A 19,739-nucleotide genomic window follows, 5' to 3' on the forward strand; every position below is an offset into this window, starting at 1 on the left:
GGCTGATGCCGAGCGACTGTGCAGACACCTGCCTTGTTCGTGGCTGGTTCTCCACAGCTCTCGAGGTCGACGCTGAGCGGATAGGCACGCGATCGTAGCGTTCTGGGGTGTCCGAATCCGAGCTGGCTGACCTCTTCGAGCGTCCGCCCCGACCGCGTCTGCGAATTGGGGTCGGTGCTGCCATTGTCCTGGTCCTGGTCGTGCTCGCTGGGGCGATCACGCTCGCGGCCCTGCGTCCCACGCCGAGTCTCGGTGCCCTCGGCGAGGTGTCGCCGACCGAGAGCCTCCAGCTGAGTGCAACGGAACCGCCTGCCGGGGAGCCGAGCTCCGAAGGGTCGACGACGCTGTTGGTCCACGTCGTCGGGGCCGTCACGAGTCCCGGAGTCTACGAGGTGCCGTTGACGGCCAGGGTGGTCGACGCGATCGCCGCGGCGGGCGGTCTTGCCGGCGACGCCGACCCGTCGCTCCTCAACATGGCCCGAACGCTCGTCGACGGCGAGCAGCTGCGGGTTCCGCGGATCGGCGAGGCCGCGTCCGAGCCTGTCGCAGGGGGAGCGGGGCCAGCCGGTGCCGGGGGTGCTGCCGGCGGTGGCCTCGTGAACCTCAACACGGCGTCTGCGGCTGAGCTCGAAGAGCTGCCGAGGATCGGACCAGCAATGTCATCGCGCATCATCGACCACCGCGAGCAGAACGGCGGATTCGGTGCTGTGGAGGAGCTGAAGGAGGTCGCCGGCATCGGGGACGCCACCTACGAGGGGCTCGTCGACCTGGTGACCGTGTGACCACTCGCGAAGGTCGTGCCGTTCAGATGGTGAATGTGAGAGCGCTGACCGAGCGCCTCGATGGTCGAGACGCGCGTCTCGTTCCGGCGGCGGCCGGTGCCTGGGTGGTGGCGTGGATCTGCGTCGCGCATCCCGACCTCACCTGGTCCTGCGGCATCGGTCTGGCACTGCTCGCGATCGTGCTCCTGGCGGCGGCGCGTCTGCGGCCCGTGCTCGCGACGTTCGCAGTCGTCGCGGCCGTCATGGCGCTGCTCGCGGTGAGCGCCGGCGCTCAGTATCCCGTGAGGTCTCCCGAGGTGCTCCGTGCGGGCGCCGTCGACGGGCTTCGCGTGCAGGCGACAGGCACGCTCACGACCCTGGTGGGGGAAGACGCCGTCGCGGTTCCCGGCGACGACGGTGGGCGCTGGTCCGGTGCGCAGCTGCAGGAGCCGACACATTTCGAGGTGCGCCTCGATTCGTTCGAGGTCGATGGGAGAAGCGGAGGCGGCGGCGCCTCGCTGTTCGCGTTCGGGCAGCTGAGCGTGCCGACGTCTGAGGGGGAGCGGCCCCCAGCTATCGGCTCACGGGTCGAACTCGAGGGGGTCCTCGGCGCCGCGGACGCGGGCGATAGCGTCGCCGCTCTGGTCTTCCTCGATGCTCCTGCACAGGTCGTCGCCACGCCAGGCGGGCTGCTCGAGGTCACCGCAGGCGCACGGGATCGGTTCGTCGACGCGGCGCGCGCCCTCCCCGGTCTCGGCGCGCAGTTGCTCCCGGGTCTGTCCGTCGGCGACACGCGCCTCGTCGGGGCCGAGTTGGACGAGCAGATGAAGACGGCCGCCCTCACGCACCTCACTGCCGTCTCAGGGGCGAACTGCGCGGTCGTGGTCGCCGCGGCCCTGGTCCTTGCTCGCCTCTGTGGGCTGCGGCGAGGAGTGCGCCTCGCGCTTGCGGCCGCGGTTCTCGCCGTGTTCGTGGCGCTCGTCACCCCGGAGGGCAGCGTCATCCGGGCGAGCATCATGGCCATGGTCGTCCTGGTGCTCGAAGCCACTCCGCGTCGGTCGACAGGTCTTGCGCTCGTTGCCCTCGCCACGGTGGTCGTGCTCGTCGCCGACCCCTGGCGCAGCCGCGACTACGGCTTCGCGCTCTCGGTGCTCGCGACGGTCGGGCTGCTGACGCTCGCGAACCCGATCGGCGACCGCCTCGCACTTATCATGCCGCGGTCCATCGCGCTCATGCTCGCCGTGCCGGCCTCCGCGCAGCTCGCGTGCCAGCCGGTGCTGCTGCTCCTGTCCCCGGAACTGCCGCTCTACGGCATTCTCGCGAACGTGCTGGCCGCCCCCGCAGCGCCCGTGGCGACGCTCGTCGGGCTCGTCGGCTGCCTGCTCCTGTGGGCCGCTCCCTGGCTCGGTCAGGCGCTTCTGTGGGTCGCTTGGCTGCCCGCGCAGTGGATCGGACTCGTGGCGATGGCGGTCAGTGGCTGGCCCGGGGCGCTGCTGCCGTGGCCTGGCGGACTCCTGGGTGCACTGCTCTGTCTCGCCGTCGTCGTCGCGCTCATCGTCCTGCTCCACCGCTGGAGAGCGTGGCTGGCGCTCCTGCTCTGCGTGGCCCTGGTCGCCTATGTCGGCACGGTCATCGGGCAGGCGGTGCACCTCAGCAGAAGCATCCCCAGTGCTTGGCGCTATGCGGCGTGCGACATCGGACAGGGGGATGCGCTGCTCGTCACCACCTGGAGCGGCTCGGCGCTCATCGACACCGGCGCGGAGCCTGACGCGCTTCTGGCCTGCCTGAGGGCGCTCGGCGTCGATGAGCTGCGTCTGCTCGTGCTCACGCACTTCGATCTGGACCACACTGGAGCGGCGACCGCGTTGCTCGAATCCGGCATCGGCCTCGGGTCGCTTGTCGTCCCCGATACTGCCGAGGCGCGAGCGGAGCCGCTCGTCGATGAGCTGCGCGTGGCCGGAGCCCAGGTGCACTACGCCGCGAGTGGCGACTCCTGGACGCTCGGCGACCTCGCGTGGAGCGTCCTGTGGCCCAAGCGCGGGAGCGGCGGGGAGCCGGCGAGCGTCGGTGGCAACGATGGGAGTCTCGTGACGCTGCTCGAACCGACGACGTCCTGCGTGACGGTCTGCCTGTCGCTCGCCGCGCTCGCAGACCTGGGAGAGGAGGCTCAGCGCGGCCTGCTGCGCGAGCACCCGCGCCCGCGAGCCGACATCGTCAAGATGGCGCACCACGGCTCGCGCGACCAGAGCGCGCAGCTCTACGAAGAGCTCTCCTCGTCCATCGGACTCGTCTCGGTGGGAGCAGACAATGGCTACGGCCACCCGACGGACGCGGCGCTCGGGATGCTCACCGCGGCAGGCACGCGACCTCTCCGTACCGACGAGCTCGGCACCATCGTCATCGGCGAGGGAGGTCACGGAGGTTCGGACCCTCCCGCGGTCGCGGGAGTCGCCACGGCCCCGCGAGCCCGCGGGCGACCCGCGCCGCCGCGCGCACTCAGGGCGCGGTCAGGCTGACCTGGTCTCGTCGAAGCATGGTCGTTCTCGTGGGCTGGCTCCTCATCGCCGGTGCTGCAGGTCTCTTCGCCTGGAGTGCCGCCCGGGTCTCGCGCGCGAACAGGAACCGGAAGGTGAAGTTCGGGCCCGTCGGGGCCGCGCCCGGTCTCACGTTCCCGCAGGGGCACTGGTGGCTCCAGTTCGGAGGTTTCGGGGTGGCGTGCGCCGGCATCGCTCAACTGGGATGGGACCCTCGCGTCGACCTGCTCCTGCTGGTGATCGCGGCGGTCGTGGCCGTAGCGCCGTATCCGCTGATCCTCGCCACCCACAACCGACGCGTCGAATCCTCTTAGCGCGGTTCGACAGATCGGGGTCTCGGTCGCACGGCCAGATGCGCGTCGTTACCATTGAGCTATGGCACAGGCGAAGCGGGCGAGCACCCCCAAGAGGGCGATCCCCGTCCTCACCCACCGGGAGGTGCGGCCTGCTGGCATCGTGCTCGTGAGATTCGTAATGGCCCTAGCGAAGCGGGGTAGCTCGCACAGTCGCACAGTCTCGGAGTCTCGACTGTGAACGTAACCTCCCAACGGTCTATTTACCCGGGTAAGGACTTCTCCGCGTGGCCGTTCCACAAGGCGGCTCGCGCGTACGAACTCGTCTGCCAGTTGCGTGACGAGTACAACTCCTACCGTGCTTCTCTGGGCCGAGAGTCGGTTTCCGAGTCGGACCCGACACAGAGAATCTTCAGCGTCCGGGCGCGTCTGAGGCACGAGCCGGACTCGATTCGTTGGTCGTTGCTCTTCGGCGATGCGATCCACAATTACCGTGCGAGCTTGGATGCTTTCGCCTGGGAAATGGCTCACTTGGAAGGCGCCACGCTGGCCGACGAACTTGAGCATCGGTTGTACTTCCCGCTTGCGCGAACGCAAGCGCACTGGGCAGCCATGGTGAAGTCAACCTTGTCTAGCATGCCGAGCTTCGTTCGTGATCGCCTTGAAATCAATCAGCCCTTCCGCTACGGCGAGCCTGATCTCGCGGCCGGAGTGGTGCTGCACCGTCTGGATCTCACGGACAAGCATCGCGCCTCTCTCGCAATGATGATCGAGATGGCATCTCGATCCACCTTCGCCTTGAGAGTCGAGTCATTCGAAAACAGTGACTCGTTCTCGATGGCTGGCATCGCGAGCGAGGAGCTTTGGCGGCAGGAACCAGTTCGTGACGGCGCTCTTCTCTGGCGGTTTAGGTCCGAGCTCCCTCTCCGGTCTCTCGTCATTGACAAGTTGCCCATGTACTTGTCGGTGTCCGACGGCGATGAGAACCTGCGCGCGTTCGACCTGCTTGACCTCATCGACAGACAAGTTGTGGGCATCTTGCTCTCCACATGTTTTGGAGTCCCGAGCTCCAATTGGACGAGCTACATTCTGGGGGACCAGCCCAGGCCAGAGATGGTCGTCGAGGATCTTTCGGGCAGCACGGCGTGCGGCTAGCAGGCTTGGGTTCTCTTGACGGTTTCGTTTCGTTGCCTGTTGTCTGCAGAGGCTGCACGGAAGCCATGTTCGCTGGACGGCGGACAAAAATCCGCTGGTCAAAGCTCGACTGATGATTCTGCCTGAGGGGCCATTTGCCTGGACTTCGGCTCGTGACTGCGACAACAGGGCGACCGCGCGTCGTTACCATTGAGCTATGGCACAGGCGAAGCGGGCGAGCACCCCCAAGAGGGCGATCCCCGTCCTCACCCACCGGGAGGTGCGGCCTGCTGGCATCGTGCTCGTGAGCGGCCCAGAGGACTACTTCGCCGAGACCGCGATCACACGGCTCCGCGACGTGCTCCGGGCAGAGTCACCCGACCTCGAGATCACGGAGATCGAAGCCTCAGGCTACGCGGGCGGGCACCTCACGACCCTCGTCAGCCCATCGCTCTTCTTCGAACCGCGCCTGGTCATCATCCGAGGCGTGCAGCAGTGCACCGACGCCCTCATCGCCGACGTGGTCGCCTACACGAAGATGCCCGTCGAAGGCGCGACGCTCGTGCTCCGGCACGGCGGGGGAGTGCGTGGGAAGAAACTCCTGGATGCCGTGCGGGGCGCGAAGGATGTCGCCGTCGAGATCGACTGCCAGAAGCCCAAGCCGAGCGAGCTCGTCGACGTCGTCGTCGCCGAGGTGCGCAACGCGGGCCGACGCATCGAGCCGCAGGCGGCCTCGCTGCTTGTCGCCGCATTCAACACCGACCTCGCTGAGCTCATCGGAGCTGCCCGCCAGCTGCTGACCGTCACGAGTGACACCATCACCGACGAGCACGTCGACAAGTACTTCGGCGGCCGCGTCGAGACGACCGGATTCAAGATCGCGGACGCCGCACTTGCTGGGCGGGTCCGCGACGCACTGGCGTTGGTGCGCCATGGCTTCTCGACGGGCCTGCACCCGGTGCCGATCGTCTCGGCCGTCGCCTCGAAGCTGCGCATCATGGCGAAGGTGCAGGGACTCAGTGGCTCGGACGCGCAGATCGCCAGCCGCGCAGGCGCGTCGCCCTGGCAGGTCGGCCAGGCCCGCCGCGAGCTTCGCGACTGGGACGACGCATCCCTCGGCCGAGCCATCACGCTGGTTGCCGAGACCGACCACGCCGTCAAGGGGGCGGGGAGAGACCCGCAGTTCGCCGTCGAGCGGATGCTGCGCTGCATCGCACTCCGCGACGTCTGAAAGCCGCCGCGCACCCTGGCCAACTTCCGTGATGGATCGGCGCCCGTCTGCGAGCAGCGTCACCTGAAGACCGTCTGATCACGCAAGTTGGTCACACGGGGTCGGACCGTCGCTGGGAAGCGGGCCTCACATGCGCTGACTCTAGAGCTTGGCCGCGACCCGCAGCACCGTGCCCCAGGTGCGCACCGTGGCCGGCCCGCTCGACGTGTCCGAGCTCTTCGGGCGGCCGAGGCGCTGCAGCACCGGGCTCTCGATCTGCCCGTTCGGACAGGACACGTACAGCTCGCGTCCGCGCGCGACCCACCGATCATCCTTGAGGTCGACGCCGTCGAGCAGCGCCTCGACACGTTCCAGCGGCGGCTCAGCGCAGAACACGACGACGAAGCGGCTCGGGTGGGGATCGAACTGGCGGAACGGATCGTGTTCGACGACCGCCCGCCACTCGTCGGCGTCGCGGACGAGCGTTGGCACGTCGAGGTCGAAGGCGGCCGCGATCTCGGTGCGGAGCCGCGTCTCGAGCTCGGCGTTCGTGACCGCTGCCGGAGCGTCGAGCAGCACGTTGCCTGTCTGCAGGACCGTCGCCAGGTTGGTTTGCCCGGCGGCCTCGAGGGCTTGCTTGAGCTCGGCCATCGGCAGCTTTCGATGCTGGCCGAGGTTGATGCTCTGGAGCAGCGCGATACGACGAATCGACCCCCGCACCTCGGAAGAGGATGCGGGGGTCGATGTCGGCATGACAGGAGGCTTAGAGCGCTGCGACCGTCTTGGCGATGGCCGACTTGCGGTTCGCTGCCTGGTTCTTGTGGATGACGCCCTTGGAGACGGCCTTGTCGAGCTTCTTGGCAGCGAAGGTGAGCGCGAGCTCAGCCTGCTCCTTGTTGCCCTCGGAGACAGCCGAGCGAACGCGACGGATAGCCGTGCGGAGTTCGCTCTTGTAGGCGCGGTTGCGCTCGGTCGCCTTGCGGTTGGTGCCGATGCGCTTGATCTGCGACTTGATATTTGCCACGTTGCTTCTTTCTTACAGGAAGGTGTACTGGAACGGTGCCGCACGGAAGAGGGCCGTGCCGCCAATCCGCGCCGAGTGGGCGACGCGTAAGCCAAACAGAAACTCTACCAGGCTTCAGGCGACGTCGGTACCTGAATCGGCGATGGTGATCTCGAGCTCGGCCGGAGCGTCCGTTTTCGTGCCGAACACGACGGTCCCAGTGGCGACCTTGTCGATGAAGAAACGATCGTGGCTGACGACGATGACGGCGCCGGGGAAGTGCACGAGCGCGCGCTCCATGACCTGCGTGCTCGGCAGGTCGAGGTGGTTCGTCGGCTCGTCGAGCACCAGCACGGATGCGCCCGACAGCAGGCACTGCGCCATCGCGACTCGCGCCCGCTGTCCACCCGAGAGGGTGCCGATGCGGGACTTCAGCTCGGCCTCGCTGAAGCGGAACATGCTGAGGAATCGGGCGACGGACTTCTTCGTCGCACGCAGCGCGATGCTGTCCGGCATTGCGTTCACCGAGTGCGACACGGTGTCGGACTCGTCGAGCTCGGCGAGCACCTGGTTGTACGAGACGACCTTCACGCCGTTCGGCCAGTCGACCCGGCCGACGTCGCCGGACTCCTCGCCCGTGAGGACGCGCAGGAGCGTCGACTTGCCGCTGCCGTTGGGTCCGATGACGGCGATGCGGTCGCCGCGGTGCACCTCGAAGGTCACGTCGTCGAACAGGGTCCGGTCGCCGTAGCTCTTGCCGAGGCCCGAGACGCGGGCGAGCACGTCCTTGACGTGCAGGGAGCCGTAGATCTCGGTCACGATCTCGTCGACGGGCCGGGGTGCTCGCTTCTTCTTGATGCTCGAGAGGCGCTTCCCGAGCCCCTTGCCGCCGGCCTTCGCCGCCTCGCGGCGATCGGAGATGCCCTCCGCCTCGAAGGCGAGCAGCTCGGCCTCGTGGACGAACTGCGCCTGCAGGGTCTTGAGCCGGAACTGCTTCTGGATCACGTACTCGCCGAAGTCGCCCGGGTACTCGTGCAGGTGCAGGTTCTCGACCTCGAGGATGCGCGTGACCACCGCATCCAGGAACGTGCGGTCGTGCGACACGATGATCGCGGCGCCGCGGAACGAGCGGAACCAGGTCTCGAGCCACTCGACGCCGGCGACGTCGAGGAAGTTGGTGGGCTCGTCGAGGAGCAGCACGTCGGGCTGTTCGAGCAGGAGCTTGGCAAGCGCCGCGCGGTTGCGCCAGCCGCCGGAGAGCTTCTCGATGGGGCTCGTGCGGTGGGCCTCGTTGAAGCCGAGCTTCGTGAGGGCGGTGTCGATGTGGCGCTTGTAGTCCCAGCCGTCCGCGCGGTCCATCTCCTCGAAGAGCTCGGATTGGCGCAGGATGAGCCGGTCGAGCGTGTCGGCGGCTGGCTCGGCGGCGATGGCGGCATCGATCTCGGCGAGCTCCGCCTCCATGTCGTGGACATGCGAGAACAGGGTCTCCAGCGTCTCGAGGATCGTCGACGAGCCGTCCAGCTCGGAGAACTGCGAGAAGTAGCCGATGCGCACGCCGTCATCGATCGAGACGGTGCCCGTGTCGGGGGAGACCTGCTCGAGGATGAGCTTCAGCAGCGTCGACTTCCCTGAGCCGTTCTGGCCGATGAGCCCGACTCGATCCCCTCGGTCGAGGGTGAGGAAGATCTCCTTGAGCACGGGGGAGGGGCCGAAGCCGACCTCGACGTCGTTGAGGCGGATGAGACTCATGCGGTGGTGCCTTCCTGGGCCGTTCTCTGGCGGTGCGCACGCTGGTTGCGCGCTGAAGCGCCGGGCGATGAGCGCTGGGTGCGCGGCTCATGGGAGAATAGGCGACACCATGTCACCACGCGCCTCCACTCCGCTCGAGCCGGCTCAGACCGACCCCGCCCGGATCCGCAATTTCTGCATCATCGCTCACATCGACCACGGCAAGTCCACCCTGGCCGACAGGATGCTGCAGCTCACGGGCTCTGTCGACGACCGCGCCATGCGTGCACAGTACCTCGACCGGATGGACATCGAGCGGGAGCGTGGCATCACGATCAAGAGCCAGGCGGTCCGCATGCCGTGGGCCGTCGAGGGTGACACGTTCGCGCTCAACATGATCGACACGCCCGGCCACGTCGACTTCTCCTACGAGGTCTCTCGCTCGCTCGCGGCGTGCGAGGGAGCCATCCTGCTGGTGGATGCGGCGCAGGGCATCGAGGCCCAGACGCTCGCGAACCTGTACCTGGCGATGGAGAACGACCTCGAGATCATCCCGGTCCTGAACAAGATCGACCTGCCTGCCGCCGACCCCGATCGCTTCGCGGCGGAGATCGCGAACCTCATCGGCGGCGACCCCGACGACGTGCTGCGTGTGAGCGGCAAGACCGGCATGGGGGTCGGGGAGCTGCTCGACCGTGTCGTCGAGCGCATCCCGGCACCGGTCGGTGTTGCGGATGCCCCCGCTCGCGCGATGATCTTCGACTCGGTCTACGACGCCTACCGCGGCGTTGTCACGTATGTCCGCGTCGTCGACGGCGAGCTCAAGGCTCGCGACAAGATCAAGATGATGTCGACCGGTTCCACGCACGAGATGCTCGAGATCGGCGTCTCGTCGCCGGAGCCCACCGTGGCCAAGGGGCTCGGCGTCGGTGAGGTCGGCTACCTCATCACGGGCGTGAAGGACGTGCGTCTCTCGAAGGTGGGCGACACCGTGACGGGCAGCACGCGTCCATCCGACGACCCGCTCCCGGGCTACACGGAGCCGAAGCCCATGGTCTTCTCCGGCCTGTACCCGATCGATGCTGGCGACTACCCCGAGCTCCGCGAGGCGCTGGACAAGCTCAAGCTCTCGGATGCTGCGCTCAACTACGAGCCCGAGACGTCGGTGGCGCTCGGCTTCGGGTTCCGCGTCGGCTTCCTCGGCCTGCTCCACCTGGAGATCGTCACCGAGCGCCTCATGCGCGAGTTCGATCTCGACCTCATCACGACCGCGCCATCGGTCGTCTACGAGGTCAAGACGGAGGACAAGCAGCTCCACACCGTCACGAACCCCAGCGAGTACCCCGAGGGCAAGATCCTCGAGGTTCGCGAGCCGATGATGCGCGCCGCGATCCTCGCCCCGAAGGACTACGTCGGCAAGATCATGGAGCTGTGCGAAGGCAAGCGCGGAGCGCTCATCAGCATGGACTACCTGAGCGAGGAGCGCGTCGAGCTGCGCTACTCGATGCCGCTCGGCGAGATCGTGTTCGATTTCTTCGACCAGCTGAAGAGCCGGACGCAGGGGTACGCGTCCCTCGACTACGAGCCCATGGGAGACCAGGTCGCCGACCTCGTGAAGGTCGACATCCTGCTGCAGGGCGAGCGCGTCGACGCGTTCAGCGCCGTCATCCACAAGGACAAGGCCTACGCCTACGGGCTGCTGATGACCGAGCGCCTCCGGAAGCTCATCCCGCGCCAGCAGTTCGAGGTGCCCATCCAGGCCGCCATCGGCGCCCGCATCATCGCCCGCGAGACGATCCGCGCCATCCGCAAGGACGTGCTCGCGAAGTGCTACGGCGGCGATATCTCCCGCAAGCGCAAGCTGCTGGAGAAGCAGAAGGCCGGCAAGAAGCGCATGAAGATGGTCGGACGCGTGGAAGTGCCGCAGGAAGCCTTCATCGCGGCGCTCAGCGGCGACGTGGAGAAGAAGAAATAGCAAGCTCGACAACAAGACCCAGTCTTTACCTAGTGGAAGTAGCCTGAGAGACGTGATGGAACAGGACAACCCTTTCGGCCAGGTGCTCGTTGCACTCGTGACTCCGATGACGCACGACGGCGAAGTCGATTGGGCGGGCGTCGAGAAGCACATCGACGACGTCATCTCGGCCGGCGCTGACGGCATCGTCGTCACCGGCACGACCGGTGAGACGTCGACGCTCACCGACGCCGAGAAGCTCAAGCTCGTCGTCGTGGGCAAAGAGGTCTCGGCCGGGCGCGCGAAGATCATCACAGGTGGACCGTCGAACGAGACGGCGCACGCCATCCAGCTCGCGAAGCAGTCAGCGGATGCCGGCGCCGACGGCGTCATGGCCGTCACCCCGTACTACAACAAGCCGACGCAGGCTGGCGTGCTCACGCACTTCCGCATGATCGCGGACGCGACCGACCTGCCGCTCATCCTCTATGACATCCCGGGCCGCACGGGCATCCCGATCACCTACGAGACGATCCTGCGCCTCGCCAAGCACCCGAACATCATCGCGGTCAAGGACGCGAAGGGCGACCTCGCGCAGGTGTCCCGCGTTCTCAACCAGACCGAGCTGCTCTACTTCTCGGGAGACGACGCCAACACGCTCCCGCTGCTCTCGATCGGCGCGACGGGCCTCATCGGCGTGACCGCGAACATCGCGTCGCAGCCCTACCGCATGATGGTCGACGCCGTCAACGCGGGCGACCTCCGCACGGCGACAGATGCGCACCAGCGCCTCGAGCCGCTCGTGCGGGCCACCATGACCCACGTTCCGGGCACCGTGGCGACCAAGTACATCCTGCACGGCCTCGGCCGCATCCAGTCCCCCCGCGTCCGGTTGCCGCTCGTCGGCCCGGAGGAGTGGGAAGCCGCCCTCATCGAGGACGAGCTGGACCTGGTTCGCGACGTCGAAGGCGCGAGCTTCACGAACTTCCGGCCTGACCGCAACGCGGCCGCGGGTGGTGCGCTCCCGCGCATCCCAGGCACAACCCGCTGATTCGACCCTCACCTCACCAGCGGCAACGCTGACTTCCCAAAGGCTCATATGACAAAGACCGAACACCTTCCCAAGCTCGCACCAGGCTCGATGCGGATCATCCCGCTCGGCGGTCTGGGCGAAGTCGGCCGCAACATGGCGACGTTCGAGATCGACGGCAAGATCCTCATCGTCGACTGCGGCGTGCTCTTCCCAGAAGAGACCCAGCCAGGCGTCGACCTGATCCTGCCCGACTTCGACTCGATCCGCGCTCGACTGGACGACGTCGTCGGCATCGTGCTGACCCACGGCCACGAGGACCACATCGGAGCGGTGCCGTACATCCTCCGACTCAAGCCGGACATCCCGCTCATCGGCTCCACGCTGACGCTCGCCCTCGTCGAGGCGAAGCTCAAGGAGCACCGCATCAAGCCATACACGCTCACGGTCGCCGAAGGGCAGATCGAGGAGATGGGGCCTTTCACGCTCGAGTTCGTGGCCGTCAACCACTCCATCCCGGATGCGCTCGCCGTGCACATCACGACGGACGCCGGCACGGTGCTCCACACGGGCGACTTCAAGATGGACCAGCTGCCGCTCGACGGTCGCCTCACGGATCTTCGCGCCTTCGCTCGCCTCGGCGAGGAGGGTATCGACCTCTTCATGGCCGACTCCACCAACGCCGAGGTCCCGGGCTTCACGCCGACCGAGCGCAACATCGGCCCGGTCATCGAGGACGTCATCTCGCGGACCAAGGGCAAGGTCGTCGTCGCGAGCTTCTCGAGCCACGTCCACCGCGTGCAGCAGGTCATCGACGCCGCCGCGGCCAACGGTCGCCGCGTCGCGCTCATGGGCCGCTCCATGGTCCGCAACATGGGCATCGCATCCGAGCTCGGCTACCTCAACGTGCCGCAGGGCGTGCTCATCGACCACAAGAAGGCGCTCAAGCTGCCCGACGACCAGATCGTCTTCATGTCGACGGGGTCGCAGGGCGAGCCCATGGCCGTCCTCAGCCGCATCGCGTCCAAGACGCACGCCATCGAGGTGGGGGAGGACGACACCGTCATCCTCGCCTCGAGCCTCATCCCCGGCAACGAGAACTCGGTGTTCCGCGTCATCAACGCGCTCATCAAGCTCGGCGCGAACGTGGTGCACAAGGCGAACGCGAACGTGCACGTGTCCGGTCACGCCGCGGCAGGCGAGCTGCTCTACTGCTACAACATCCTGCAGCCGCGTCAGGTCCTGCCCGTGCACGGCGAGATCCGACACCTCGTCGCAAACGCCGAGATCGCGAAGAAGTCCGGCATCGCGGATGAGAACGTGCTCGTCGTCGAGAACGGCGCCGTCATCGACATGCGGGACGGTGTCGCACGCCAGGTCGCGCAGCTCGACATCGGCTTCATCTACGTCGACGGATCCACGGTCGGCACGATCACCGACGCGGATCTCAAGGACCGCCGCATCCTCGCTGAAGAGGGGTTCATCTCCATCTTCACCGTCGTCGAGGCGGCCACCGGCAACATCCTCGTCGGTCCGGAGATCCATGCACGCGGGTTCGCACCGGATGAGGCTGTCTTCGACGACATCATCCCGGGCATCCAGAAGGCGCTCAAGGAGGCCGTCGAGGCGGGCAACTCGAACTCCTACCAGCTCTCGCAGGTCGTGCGACGCACGATCGGCCGCTGGGTCAACACGAAGCACCGCCGTCACCCGATGATCATCCCGGTGGTCATCGAGGCCTGACCTCACGCCCCGAGAGTCGCCGATCTCGGCGGCTCTCGGGGCGTCATCCTCGATCCTGTCGGTGGCCGCAGGTACCTTGGGCACCATGGCCACAACTCCGTCCAACACCAAGCGAACCCCCGCGCCCAAGAAGCGGGCGAGCGCGGCAGCCGCGAAGGCGCCGGCGGAGACCGAGAAGCCGGGCATCGCGACCCGCGCCTGGATGGCCGCCGCGAACGTCGCTGGCCAGACCGCTCGGGCGCTTGGGCCCGAGACGCTCGAGAAGGACCAGCGGCGCGACGGATTCCCATTCCTGCTCTTCCTGCTCGCGGTCATCGGCGGTGTGGTCGTCTGGTTCTTCCCCGGGAACGGCGTCGCCACGGCCCTGAACGACTTCACCTTCGGCGGGCTCTTCGGCCGCGTCTCCTACGCGTTGCCCGTCGTGCTCGCGTTCTTCGCGCTCTGGCTCTTCCGGCATCCGTCCTCCGTGAGCGACAACGGGCGCATCGGCGTCGGCCTCTTCCTCGGGCTCGTCTCGAGCTCCGCGATCTGCCACGTGCTCGCGGACAGCCCTGACCCCGTCAACGGCATGCCGGCGCTCGCACTGGGCGGCGGAGTCTTCGGCTGGCTCCTCGGTGGCACCCTCGGTGTTGTCATCACGCCGATCGGCGCGGCCATCGTCGCAGGTCTCCTCGTCCTGCTCTCCGTCTTCATCATCACGAAGACACCGCCACACAAGGTCGTCGTCAGGCTTCGCGAGCTGTGGGCCTGGATGTTCGGCATCGACGAGGAGTCCGCAGCCCACGCCCGCTCGGCGAAGGCCGGCAAGGCGGCGTCCGGCGATGACGAGAGCCTGCTCGGCGGGGAGGACCGCGCTCGCTCGGCCGAGTCGGACCGCCTCCCGTGGTGGCGACGCAACGACTCCGGCCGCGAAGAGGACGTCGACTACGAGGAGCAGCCGTACGACACCGCCGTCGCCGACACGAAGAAGCACGAGCACCACCGCATCGACCCGGAGGCGACGACGACCGTCCTGCGTGGTCTCACCTCCGAAGACCCGGACAACGCGGTCACCGGACCGCAGCCGACTGCGGTCCTCTCCGGAGTGCGGATGGATGACGCCACCGATGTCATCGACGTCGCCGAGCCCACGCTCTTCTCGGCCACGGGTATCCAGGACGACTCGACGCCGACCGACCCGGACGAGTTTGCCGACCTCTTCGGGCCGCCCGCGCCTGCGTCGCCCGCCACGGCGGCGCCGGCAGCCGCGACGCCAGAGCCTTCGGCCTCGGCTGAGGATGGCGCCGAGCAGTGGGATTCCCGCGACGCGGGTGCCCCGGGCCAGGCGTACAGCCTCCCGGTGCAGTCGATGCTCTCGCGCGGTGCGCCGGCACTCGCGCGCACCGAGGCCAACGACCTCATCGTCGAGGCGCTCAACTCGACGTTCGCGCAGTTCAAGGTCGATGCGAAGGTCACCGGCTTCTCGCGCGGTCCGACCGTCACGCGCTACGAGGTCGAGGTGGCCCCCGGCGTCAAGGTCGAGCGCGTCACGCAGCTCTCCAACAACATCGCCTACGCGGTCAAGAGCAATCAGGTGCGCATCCTGTCGCCGATTCCCGGAAAGAGCGCCATCGGAGTGGAGATCCCGAACTCCGACCGCGAGGTGGTCTCGCTCGGAGACGTCCTGCAGTCCCCGGAGTCGATCGCAGCGCGCCACCCCATGACGATCGGCGTCGGCAAGGACGTCGAGGGCGGCTTCGTGCTCGCGAACCTCGCCAAGATGCCGCACCTCCTCGTGGCGGGTGCCACCGGGGCTGGAAAGTCGAGCTTCGTCAACTCCATGATCGTGTCGCTGCTGATGCGCGCGACGCCGGCAGAAGTGCGAATGGTCCTCGTCGACCCGAAGCGCGTCGAGCTCACGCCGTATAGCGGCGTCCCGCACCTCATCACCCCCATCATCACGAACCCCAAGAAGGCGGCGGAAGCGCTGCAGTGGGTCGTGAAGGAGATGGAGATGCGCTACGACGACCTCGAGAGCTTCGGCTACCGCCACGTCGACGACTTCAACGCGGCTATCCGCTCGGGCGGCATCGTGCTCCCCGAGGGCTCGAAGCGGAAGCTCAAGCCGTACCCCTACCTGCTCGTGGTGGTCGACGAGCTCGCCGAGCTGATGATGGTCGCCCCGCGCGACGTCGAGGACTCGATCGTCCGCATCACCCAGCTCGCGCGTGCCGCCGGAATCCACCTCGTACTCGCGACGCAGCGCCCCAGCGTCGATGTCGTCACGGGTCTCATCAAGGCGAACGTGCCGAGCCGTCTCGCGTTCGCGGTGACCAGCTCCACCGACTCGCGCGTCATCCTCGACCAGGTCGGCGCGGAGTCGCTCATCGGCCAGGGCGACGCCCTGTTCCTTCCGTCGGGAGCCAACAAGGCCGCCCGCGTGCAGGGTGCCTGGGTCAACGACAAAGAGATCATGGAGATCGTGGCGCACGTCAAGCGCCAGGCGCAGCCCGAGTATCGAGCCGACGTCGCGCAGGTCGTGGAGAAGAAGGAGATCGATGCCGACATCGGCGACGATCTCGAGCTCCTGCTCGCGGCAGCCGAACTGGTCGTGAACTCGCAGTTCGGCTCGACCTCGATGCTGCAGCGCAAGCTGCGCGTTGGATTCGCGAAGGCCGGCAGGCTCATGGACCTCATGGAATCGCGCGAGATCGTCGGTCCTTCCGAGGGTTCAAAGGCTCGAGATGTTCTCGTCACCGCCGAGGAGCTCCCCGGTGTGCTCGCGCGCATCCGCGGGCAGGACCCGGCGGCAGGCGCTCCGGCAGCGAGTTCGGCGTCGATGGCCGAGCAGGATGGCATGGCTGCGTCGTTCGACGCCGTCGCGGCCCAATACGATGGGCTGGAAGAAGTCGACGCCGAGAGCGGCGACGACGACGCCTGGAGTCTGACAGGGCGCGACTAGCGAGAGGCACAACGATGACCGGCCGAATACTCCGCGGGGGCGATGGACCGGTGAGCAACTGGTGCGTGCCGAACCTCATCACCATCGCGCGCATCCTGCTCGTGCCGGTCTTCGTCTGGTTCCTCCTCCTCGACGAATCGAGCGATGGCCCCTGGCGTTGGGCGGCCGCGGTGCTCTTCATCGTCGCGATCGCCACCGACAGCCTCGACGGTCACATCGCGCGCAGCAGGAACCTCATCACGGATCTTGGCAAGCTGCTCGACCCCATCGCAGACAAGGCGCTCACCGGCACGGCACTTGTCATGCTGTCGGTGCTCGGAGAGCTCCCGTGGTGGGTGACGATCATCATCCTCGTGCGCGAGCTCGGCATCACCTTCTGGCGTCTCGCCGTCGCCAAGAAGCGCGTCCTCCCGGCGGGACGCGGAGGGAAGCTCAAGACCCTGGTCCAGGCCATCGCCATCTCGCTCGCCCTGCTCCCGCTCTGGGTCGTGTTCGGGGACTGGGTGCACTGGGTCAACGGGATCCTCATGTCCGCGGCGTTCATCCTCACCGTGTGGTCTGGTCTCGACTACCTGTGGGAGGCCTACCGGCCCCAGAAGAAGAAGGCGCCCGAGTTGCGGGCCGATGACGGGAGCACCCTGCGATGACCGGCGGAATCACACCAGCACTCCCGCAGACGGTTGAGCTGGGGCGTGTCCTCCTCGAGGCCGGCCTCAGCATCGGCGTCGCCGAGTCCCTCACCGGCGGGGCGCTCGTCGCCGAGCTCGTGAAGATCCCTGGGATCTCGGCGTCGCTGGCGGGCGGAATCGTCGCGTATCGCACCGAGCTCAAGCATTCGCTGCTCGGCGTCGACGAGGACCTGCTCGCGGAGCGGGGCCCGGTTGATCCTGACGTCGCTGCGGCTATGGCGCTCGGCGCTCGAACAGCGCTCGCAGCGGGTCGCGCCGATCGCCTCGACATCGGGCTGTCGACGACGGGGGTCGCTGGTCCGCAGTCGCAGGCCGGGCGGGCGCCCGGCATCGTCTTCGTGGGCATCTCCTCGCTCTTCGGCGATCGGGTGATCGACCTCGATTTCTCCTCGCTCGTTCGACTCGACGACCCCGAGGGTAGTCGGCAGCGCGTGCGTGGGGCGACGGTCGAGGCTGCTGTTCACAACGTGCTCGAAATGCTCGTGGAACACTGACGAGGTATCGTGATCGAAGCCACGCGAAGGTTGAGTCGAATCGCCTCAACATTCGGCTTTCTTTCAGGAATACCATCGAGGTTTGCTTGGTTGTTCTCAGCGTGACGAAGTCTCCACGAAGTCTCGTAAGTTACAGTTCTTGGCACACGGCAGTAAGGAGGACCCCGCTATGGTCCTAGCGCGTCAAGAGATCGGTGAAGTCCTGCGCGATGTGCGCCTGCGCAAGGGGCACACGCTCCGGCAGGTCGCGGGTCGCGCCTCGGTTGCACTCGGGTACCTGAGTGAGGTCGAGCGTGGGCAGAAGGAAGCCTCGAGCGAGATCCTCGCTTCAGTGGCGGAAGCCCTCGAGACCCCCCTCTCAACCATCTACCGCGAGGTGGGCGACCGTCTGGCCGTCCATGAGCGCTTCGAGACGAGCATCCCGGACACGGTTCCGGACGACCTGCTGCTCGGAATGCGCAAGCCGCTCGTCACTCGTTAGCGAGACGGCTTCGAAGGTACGTCCGACGGCGTCGCAGCATCTGCTGCGACGCCGTCGGCGTAGGCTGAGGGGATGCGCAAGAGCGAGTTCGACAGGGCCGTGGTCGATGAGTTCGGCGAAGCCTACGGGCGTTCGCTGATGCGAGACCTCGTGTTGGGGGCTCTCGGCGATCGCACTGCGAAGCAGGCCCTCGATGATGGCGTCGAGCCGCGTGCGATCTGGCTTGCGCTCTGCATCGACACCGGTGTTCCCGAGGGCAGGCGGCACGGAGTCGGCACGATTGATCCTGACCGTCGAGGTTGATCTTCGGCCCAGGCAGCTCCTTCTCGGATCCGACACGCCTGCGGAATGTTCGAAGTCGTGTTCTAAGCGCGTAGGGTGTTCCTGTCGGACTCCTCGGAGACTTGTCCACAGTTGCAGGGTCTCGATCACCGAATGTCGGTGGTCGCCTCTACCGTGAAATTCGAGTAGCCAAGGAACCCGATCCGCCTTGTCGTCAGCGCTCTCCATCAGCGCGCGACAGCCGAGAGGCGACCGCCACATCCCGAGAGGATCACCACCATGCCAAACCCAGCAGACCGCGAAAAGGCGCTTGACGCCGCACTCGCTCAGATCGACCGCCAGTTCGGCAAGGGGTCGGTCATGCGCCTCGGAAGCGACGAGCGCGCACCCGTCGAGACCATTCCGACCGGTTCCGTCGCGCTCGACGTCGCCCTCGGCATCGGGGGACTCCCTCGCGGACGCATCGTCGAGATCTACGGTCCCGAGTCCTCGGGTAAGACGACCCTCACGCTGCACGCCATCGCGAACGCGCAGCGAGCAGGCGGCATCGCGGCATTCATCGACGCCGAGCACGCCCTCGACCCCGAGTACGCGAAGAAGCTCGGCGTCGACATCGACGCCCTCCTCGTCGCTCAGCCGGACACCGGAGAGCAGGCGCTCGAGATCACCGACATGCTGATCCGCTCGGGCTCGGTCGACCTGGTTGTCATCGACTCCGTCGCGGCACTCGTGCCGAAGGCCGAGATCGAGGGCGAGATGGGCGACAGCCACGTCGGCCTGCAGGCACGCCTCATGTCCCAGGCACTCCGCAAGCTGACGGGTGGCCTCAGCCAGACCAAGACCACAGCCATCTTCATCAACCAGCTGCGTGAGAAGATCGGTGTCTTCTTCGGCAGCCCCGAGACGACGGCCGGTGGCAAGGCGCTGAAGTTCTACGCCTCGGTCCGCCTCGACATCCGTCGTATCGAGACCCTCAAGGACGGCACGGAAGCCGTCGGAAACCGCACGCGAGTCAAGGTCGTCAAGAACAAGATGGCGCCGCCCTTCAAGCAGGCAGAGTTCGACATCCTCTACGGCGTCGGAATCTCTCGCGAGGGCTCACTCATCGACTTCGGTGTCGAGCACGGCCTGGTGCGCAAGTCCGGTGCTTGGTACACCTACGAGGGTGACCAACTCGGCCAGGGCAAGGAGAACGCTCGCAACTTCCTCATCCAGCACCCGGAGATCGCCGAAGAGATCGAGCGCAAGATCCTGGCGAAGCTCGGCGTCGGGCAGCCCGCCGACGCTCCTGCTGAGGCAGTCGAGGCACCACTCGCGCCCGTTGCCGACGCGAAGGTCGCTCAGCGGCGCGGCGCATGACTGACGACCTCGCCCCGGTGACGCCTCTCTTCGGGGCGTCACCGGAGGGGCGCAAACATGCCCCCGATGCCGCTGAAGCTCCGGCTGAAGCACGATCTTCGGC

The 19,739-nt window shown here is 67.1% G+C and carries 17 protein-coding genes; 14 read left to right on the top strand and 3 right to left on the bottom strand.

The features are described from left to right. The first annotated feature begins 107 nt into the window (after positions 1 to 107). From ITJ67_RS12900 to holA, 5 genes are all read left to right on the top strand, one after another. Complete coding sequence (locus ITJ67_RS12900; protein ID WP_323741458.1) at positions 108 to 782, top strand: ComEA family DNA-binding protein; 675 nt, start codon at positions 108 to 110, stop codon at positions 780 to 782. 26 nt (positions 783 to 808) lie between these two features. Further along, positions 809 to 3,277 (top strand): ComEC/Rec2 family competence protein, encoded by a 2,469-nt coding sequence (locus ITJ67_RS12905; protein ID WP_194677931.1) that lies wholly within the window; start codon positions 809 to 811, stop codon positions 3,275 to 3,277. A gap of 17 nt (positions 3,278 to 3,294) precedes the next feature. After that, positions 3,295 to 3,609 carry a hypothetical protein gene (locus ITJ67_RS12910; protein ID WP_194677932.1) on the top strand — a complete coding sequence of 105 codons (315 nt, stop codon included), beginning with the start codon at positions 3,295 to 3,297 and terminating at the stop codon, positions 3,607 to 3,609. Positions 3,610 to 3,825: 216 nt separating this feature from the next. Continuing rightward, positions 3,826 to 4,743 carry a hypothetical protein gene (locus ITJ67_RS12915; protein WP_194677933.1) on the top strand — a complete coding sequence of 306 codons (918 nt, stop codon included), beginning with the start codon at positions 3,826 to 3,828 and terminating at the stop codon, positions 4,741 to 4,743. Positions 4,744 to 4,939: 196 nt separating this feature from the next. Continuing rightward, the gene (holA, locus tag ITJ67_RS12920; protein WP_104298950.1) at positions 4,940 to 5,953 is read left to right on the top strand and encodes a DNA polymerase III subunit delta; all 1,014 of its coding nucleotides are present in this window, start codon (positions 4,940 to 4,942) and stop codon (positions 5,951 to 5,953) included. 141 nt (positions 5,954 to 6,094) lie between these two features. Here the strand turns inward: holA and ITJ67_RS12925 are convergent, their stop codons facing one another. From ITJ67_RS12925 to ITJ67_RS12935, 3 genes are all read right to left on the bottom strand, one after another. After that, the gene (locus ITJ67_RS12925) at positions 6,095 to 6,685 is read right to left on the bottom strand and encodes a DUF1697 domain-containing protein (RefSeq protein WP_194677934.1); all 591 of its coding nucleotides are present in this window, start codon (positions 6,683 to 6,685) and stop codon (positions 6,095 to 6,097) included. 10 nt (positions 6,686 to 6,695) lie between these two features. Beyond that, on the bottom strand, positions 6,696 to 6,956 hold the full coding sequence (rpsT, locus tag ITJ67_RS12930) for a 30S ribosomal protein S20 (protein ID WP_068493103.1): 261 nt from the start codon (positions 6,954 to 6,956) through the stop codon (positions 6,696 to 6,698). 114 nt (positions 6,957 to 7,070) lie between these two features. Beyond that, the gene (locus ITJ67_RS12935; protein WP_194677935.1) at positions 7,071 to 8,684 is read right to left on the bottom strand and encodes an ABC-F family ATP-binding cassette domain-containing protein; all 1,614 of its coding nucleotides are present in this window, start codon (positions 8,682 to 8,684) and stop codon (positions 7,071 to 7,073) included. Between the two features lie 109 nt (positions 8,685 to 8,793). Between ITJ67_RS12935 and lepA the strand changes: the two genes are divergently transcribed. The 9 genes from lepA (at position 8,794) to recA (ending at position 19,636) form a co-directional block, all read left to right on the top strand. After that, a complete protein-coding gene (lepA, locus tag ITJ67_RS12940) occupies positions 8,794 to 10,638 on the top strand; it encodes a translation elongation factor 4 (RefSeq protein WP_160070509.1) in 1,845 nt (614 codons plus the stop codon). A gap of 55 nt (positions 10,639 to 10,693) precedes the next feature. Further along, entirely contained in the window at positions 10,694 to 11,668 is a 975-nt protein-coding gene (gene dapA, locus ITJ67_RS12945; protein WP_104240862.1) for a 4-hydroxy-tetrahydrodipicolinate synthase, read from the top strand. Positions 11,669 to 11,716: 48 nt separating this feature from the next. Beyond that, positions 11,717 to 13,390: a ribonuclease J gene (locus ITJ67_RS12950; protein ID WP_160070508.1), complete on the top strand. Its 1,674-nt coding sequence runs from the start codon at positions 11,717 to 11,719 to the stop codon at positions 13,388 to 13,390. A gap of 85 nt (positions 13,391 to 13,475) precedes the next feature. Then, on the top strand, positions 13,476 to 16,331 hold the full coding sequence (locus tag ITJ67_RS12955; RefSeq protein ID WP_160070507.1) for an FtsK/SpoIIIE family DNA translocase: 2,856 nt from the start codon (positions 13,476 to 13,478) through the stop codon (positions 16,329 to 16,331). A 14-nt stretch (positions 16,332 to 16,345) separates the two neighbouring features. Next, positions 16,346 to 16,978, top strand: coding sequence for a CDP-diacylglycerol--glycerol-3-phosphate 3-phosphatidyltransferase (gene pgsA / locus ITJ67_RS12960; RefSeq protein ID WP_104240865.1), 633 nt, complete (start codon positions 16,346 to 16,348; stop codon positions 16,976 to 16,978). Then, the gene (locus ITJ67_RS12965) at positions 16,975 to 17,514 is read left to right on the top strand and encodes a CinA family protein (protein WP_160070506.1); all 540 of its coding nucleotides are present in this window, start codon (positions 16,975 to 16,977) and stop codon (positions 17,512 to 17,514) included. The genes pgsA and ITJ67_RS12965 overlap by 4 nt, the downstream gene beginning before the upstream one ends. A gap of 169 nt (positions 17,515 to 17,683) precedes the next feature. Next, a complete protein-coding gene (locus tag ITJ67_RS12970) occupies positions 17,684 to 17,995 on the top strand; it encodes a helix-turn-helix domain-containing protein (protein ID WP_104240867.1) in 312 nt (103 codons plus the stop codon). A 72-nt stretch (positions 17,996 to 18,067) separates the two neighbouring features. After that, entirely contained in the window at positions 18,068 to 18,298 is a 231-nt protein-coding gene (locus ITJ67_RS12975; RefSeq protein WP_104240868.1) for a DUF3046 domain-containing protein, read from the top strand. Between the two features lie 258 nt (positions 18,299 to 18,556). Further along, positions 18,557 to 19,636: a recombinase RecA gene (recA, locus tag ITJ67_RS12980; protein WP_160070505.1), complete on the top strand. Its 1,080-nt coding sequence runs from the start codon at positions 18,557 to 18,559 to the stop codon at positions 19,634 to 19,636. Positions 19,637 to 19,739 lie beyond the last annotated feature (103 nt).

The organism is Pseudoclavibacter sp. VKM Ac-2867 (genome assembly GCF_015351275.1).
In the GTDB taxonomy this organism is placed as follows: domain Bacteria; phylum Actinomycetota; class Actinomycetes; order Actinomycetales; family Microbacteriaceae; genus Pseudoclavibacter.

What these genes read in the sequence shown, in the direction of transcription:
- ITJ67_RS12905 (WP_194677931.1), top strand. Translation starts at nt 809, where the DNA reads ATGGTGAATGTGAGAGCGCTGACCGAGCGCCTCGATGGTCGAGACGCG.
- ITJ67_RS12910 (WP_194677932.1), top strand. Translation starts at nt 3,295, where the DNA reads ATGGTCGTTCTCGTGGGCTGGCTCCTCATCGCCGGTGCTGCAGGTCTC.
- holA (WP_104298950.1), top strand. Translation starts at nt 4,940, where the DNA reads ATGGCACAGGCGAAGCGGGCGAGCACCCCCAAGAGGGCGATCCCCGTC.
- ITJ67_RS12925 (WP_194677934.1), bottom strand. Translation starts at nt 6,685, where the DNA reads ATGCCGACATCGACCCCCGCATCCTCTTCCGAGGTGCGGGGGTCGATT.
- ITJ67_RS12935 (WP_194677935.1), bottom strand. Translation starts at nt 8,684, where the DNA reads ATGAGTCTCATCCGCCTCAACGACGTCGAGGTCGGCTTCGGCCCCTCC.
- lepA (WP_160070509.1), top strand. Translation starts at nt 8,794, where the DNA reads ATGTCACCACGCGCCTCCACTCCGCTCGAGCCGGCTCAGACCGACCCC.
- dapA (WP_104240862.1), top strand. Translation starts at nt 10,694, where the DNA reads ATGGAACAGGACAACCCTTTCGGCCAGGTGCTCGTTGCACTCGTGACT.
- ITJ67_RS12950 (WP_160070508.1), top strand. Translation starts at nt 11,717, where the DNA reads ATGACAAAGACCGAACACCTTCCCAAGCTCGCACCAGGCTCGATGCGG.
- ITJ67_RS12955 (WP_160070507.1), top strand. Translation starts at nt 13,476, where the DNA reads ATGGCCACAACTCCGTCCAACACCAAGCGAACCCCCGCGCCCAAGAAG.
- pgsA (WP_104240865.1), top strand. Translation starts at nt 16,346, where the DNA reads ATGACCGGCCGAATACTCCGCGGGGGCGATGGACCGGTGAGCAACTGG.
- ITJ67_RS12965 (WP_160070506.1), top strand. Translation starts at nt 16,975, where the DNA reads ATGACCGGCGGAATCACACCAGCACTCCCGCAGACGGTTGAGCTGGGG.
- ITJ67_RS12970 (WP_104240867.1), top strand. Translation starts at nt 17,684, where the DNA reads ATGGTCCTAGCGCGTCAAGAGATCGGTGAAGTCCTGCGCGATGTGCGC.
- ITJ67_RS12975 (WP_104240868.1), top strand. Translation starts at nt 18,068, where the DNA reads ATGCGCAAGAGCGAGTTCGACAGGGCCGTGGTCGATGAGTTCGGCGAA.
- recA (WP_160070505.1), top strand. Translation starts at nt 18,557, where the DNA reads ATGCCAAACCCAGCAGACCGCGAAAAGGCGCTTGACGCCGCACTCGCT.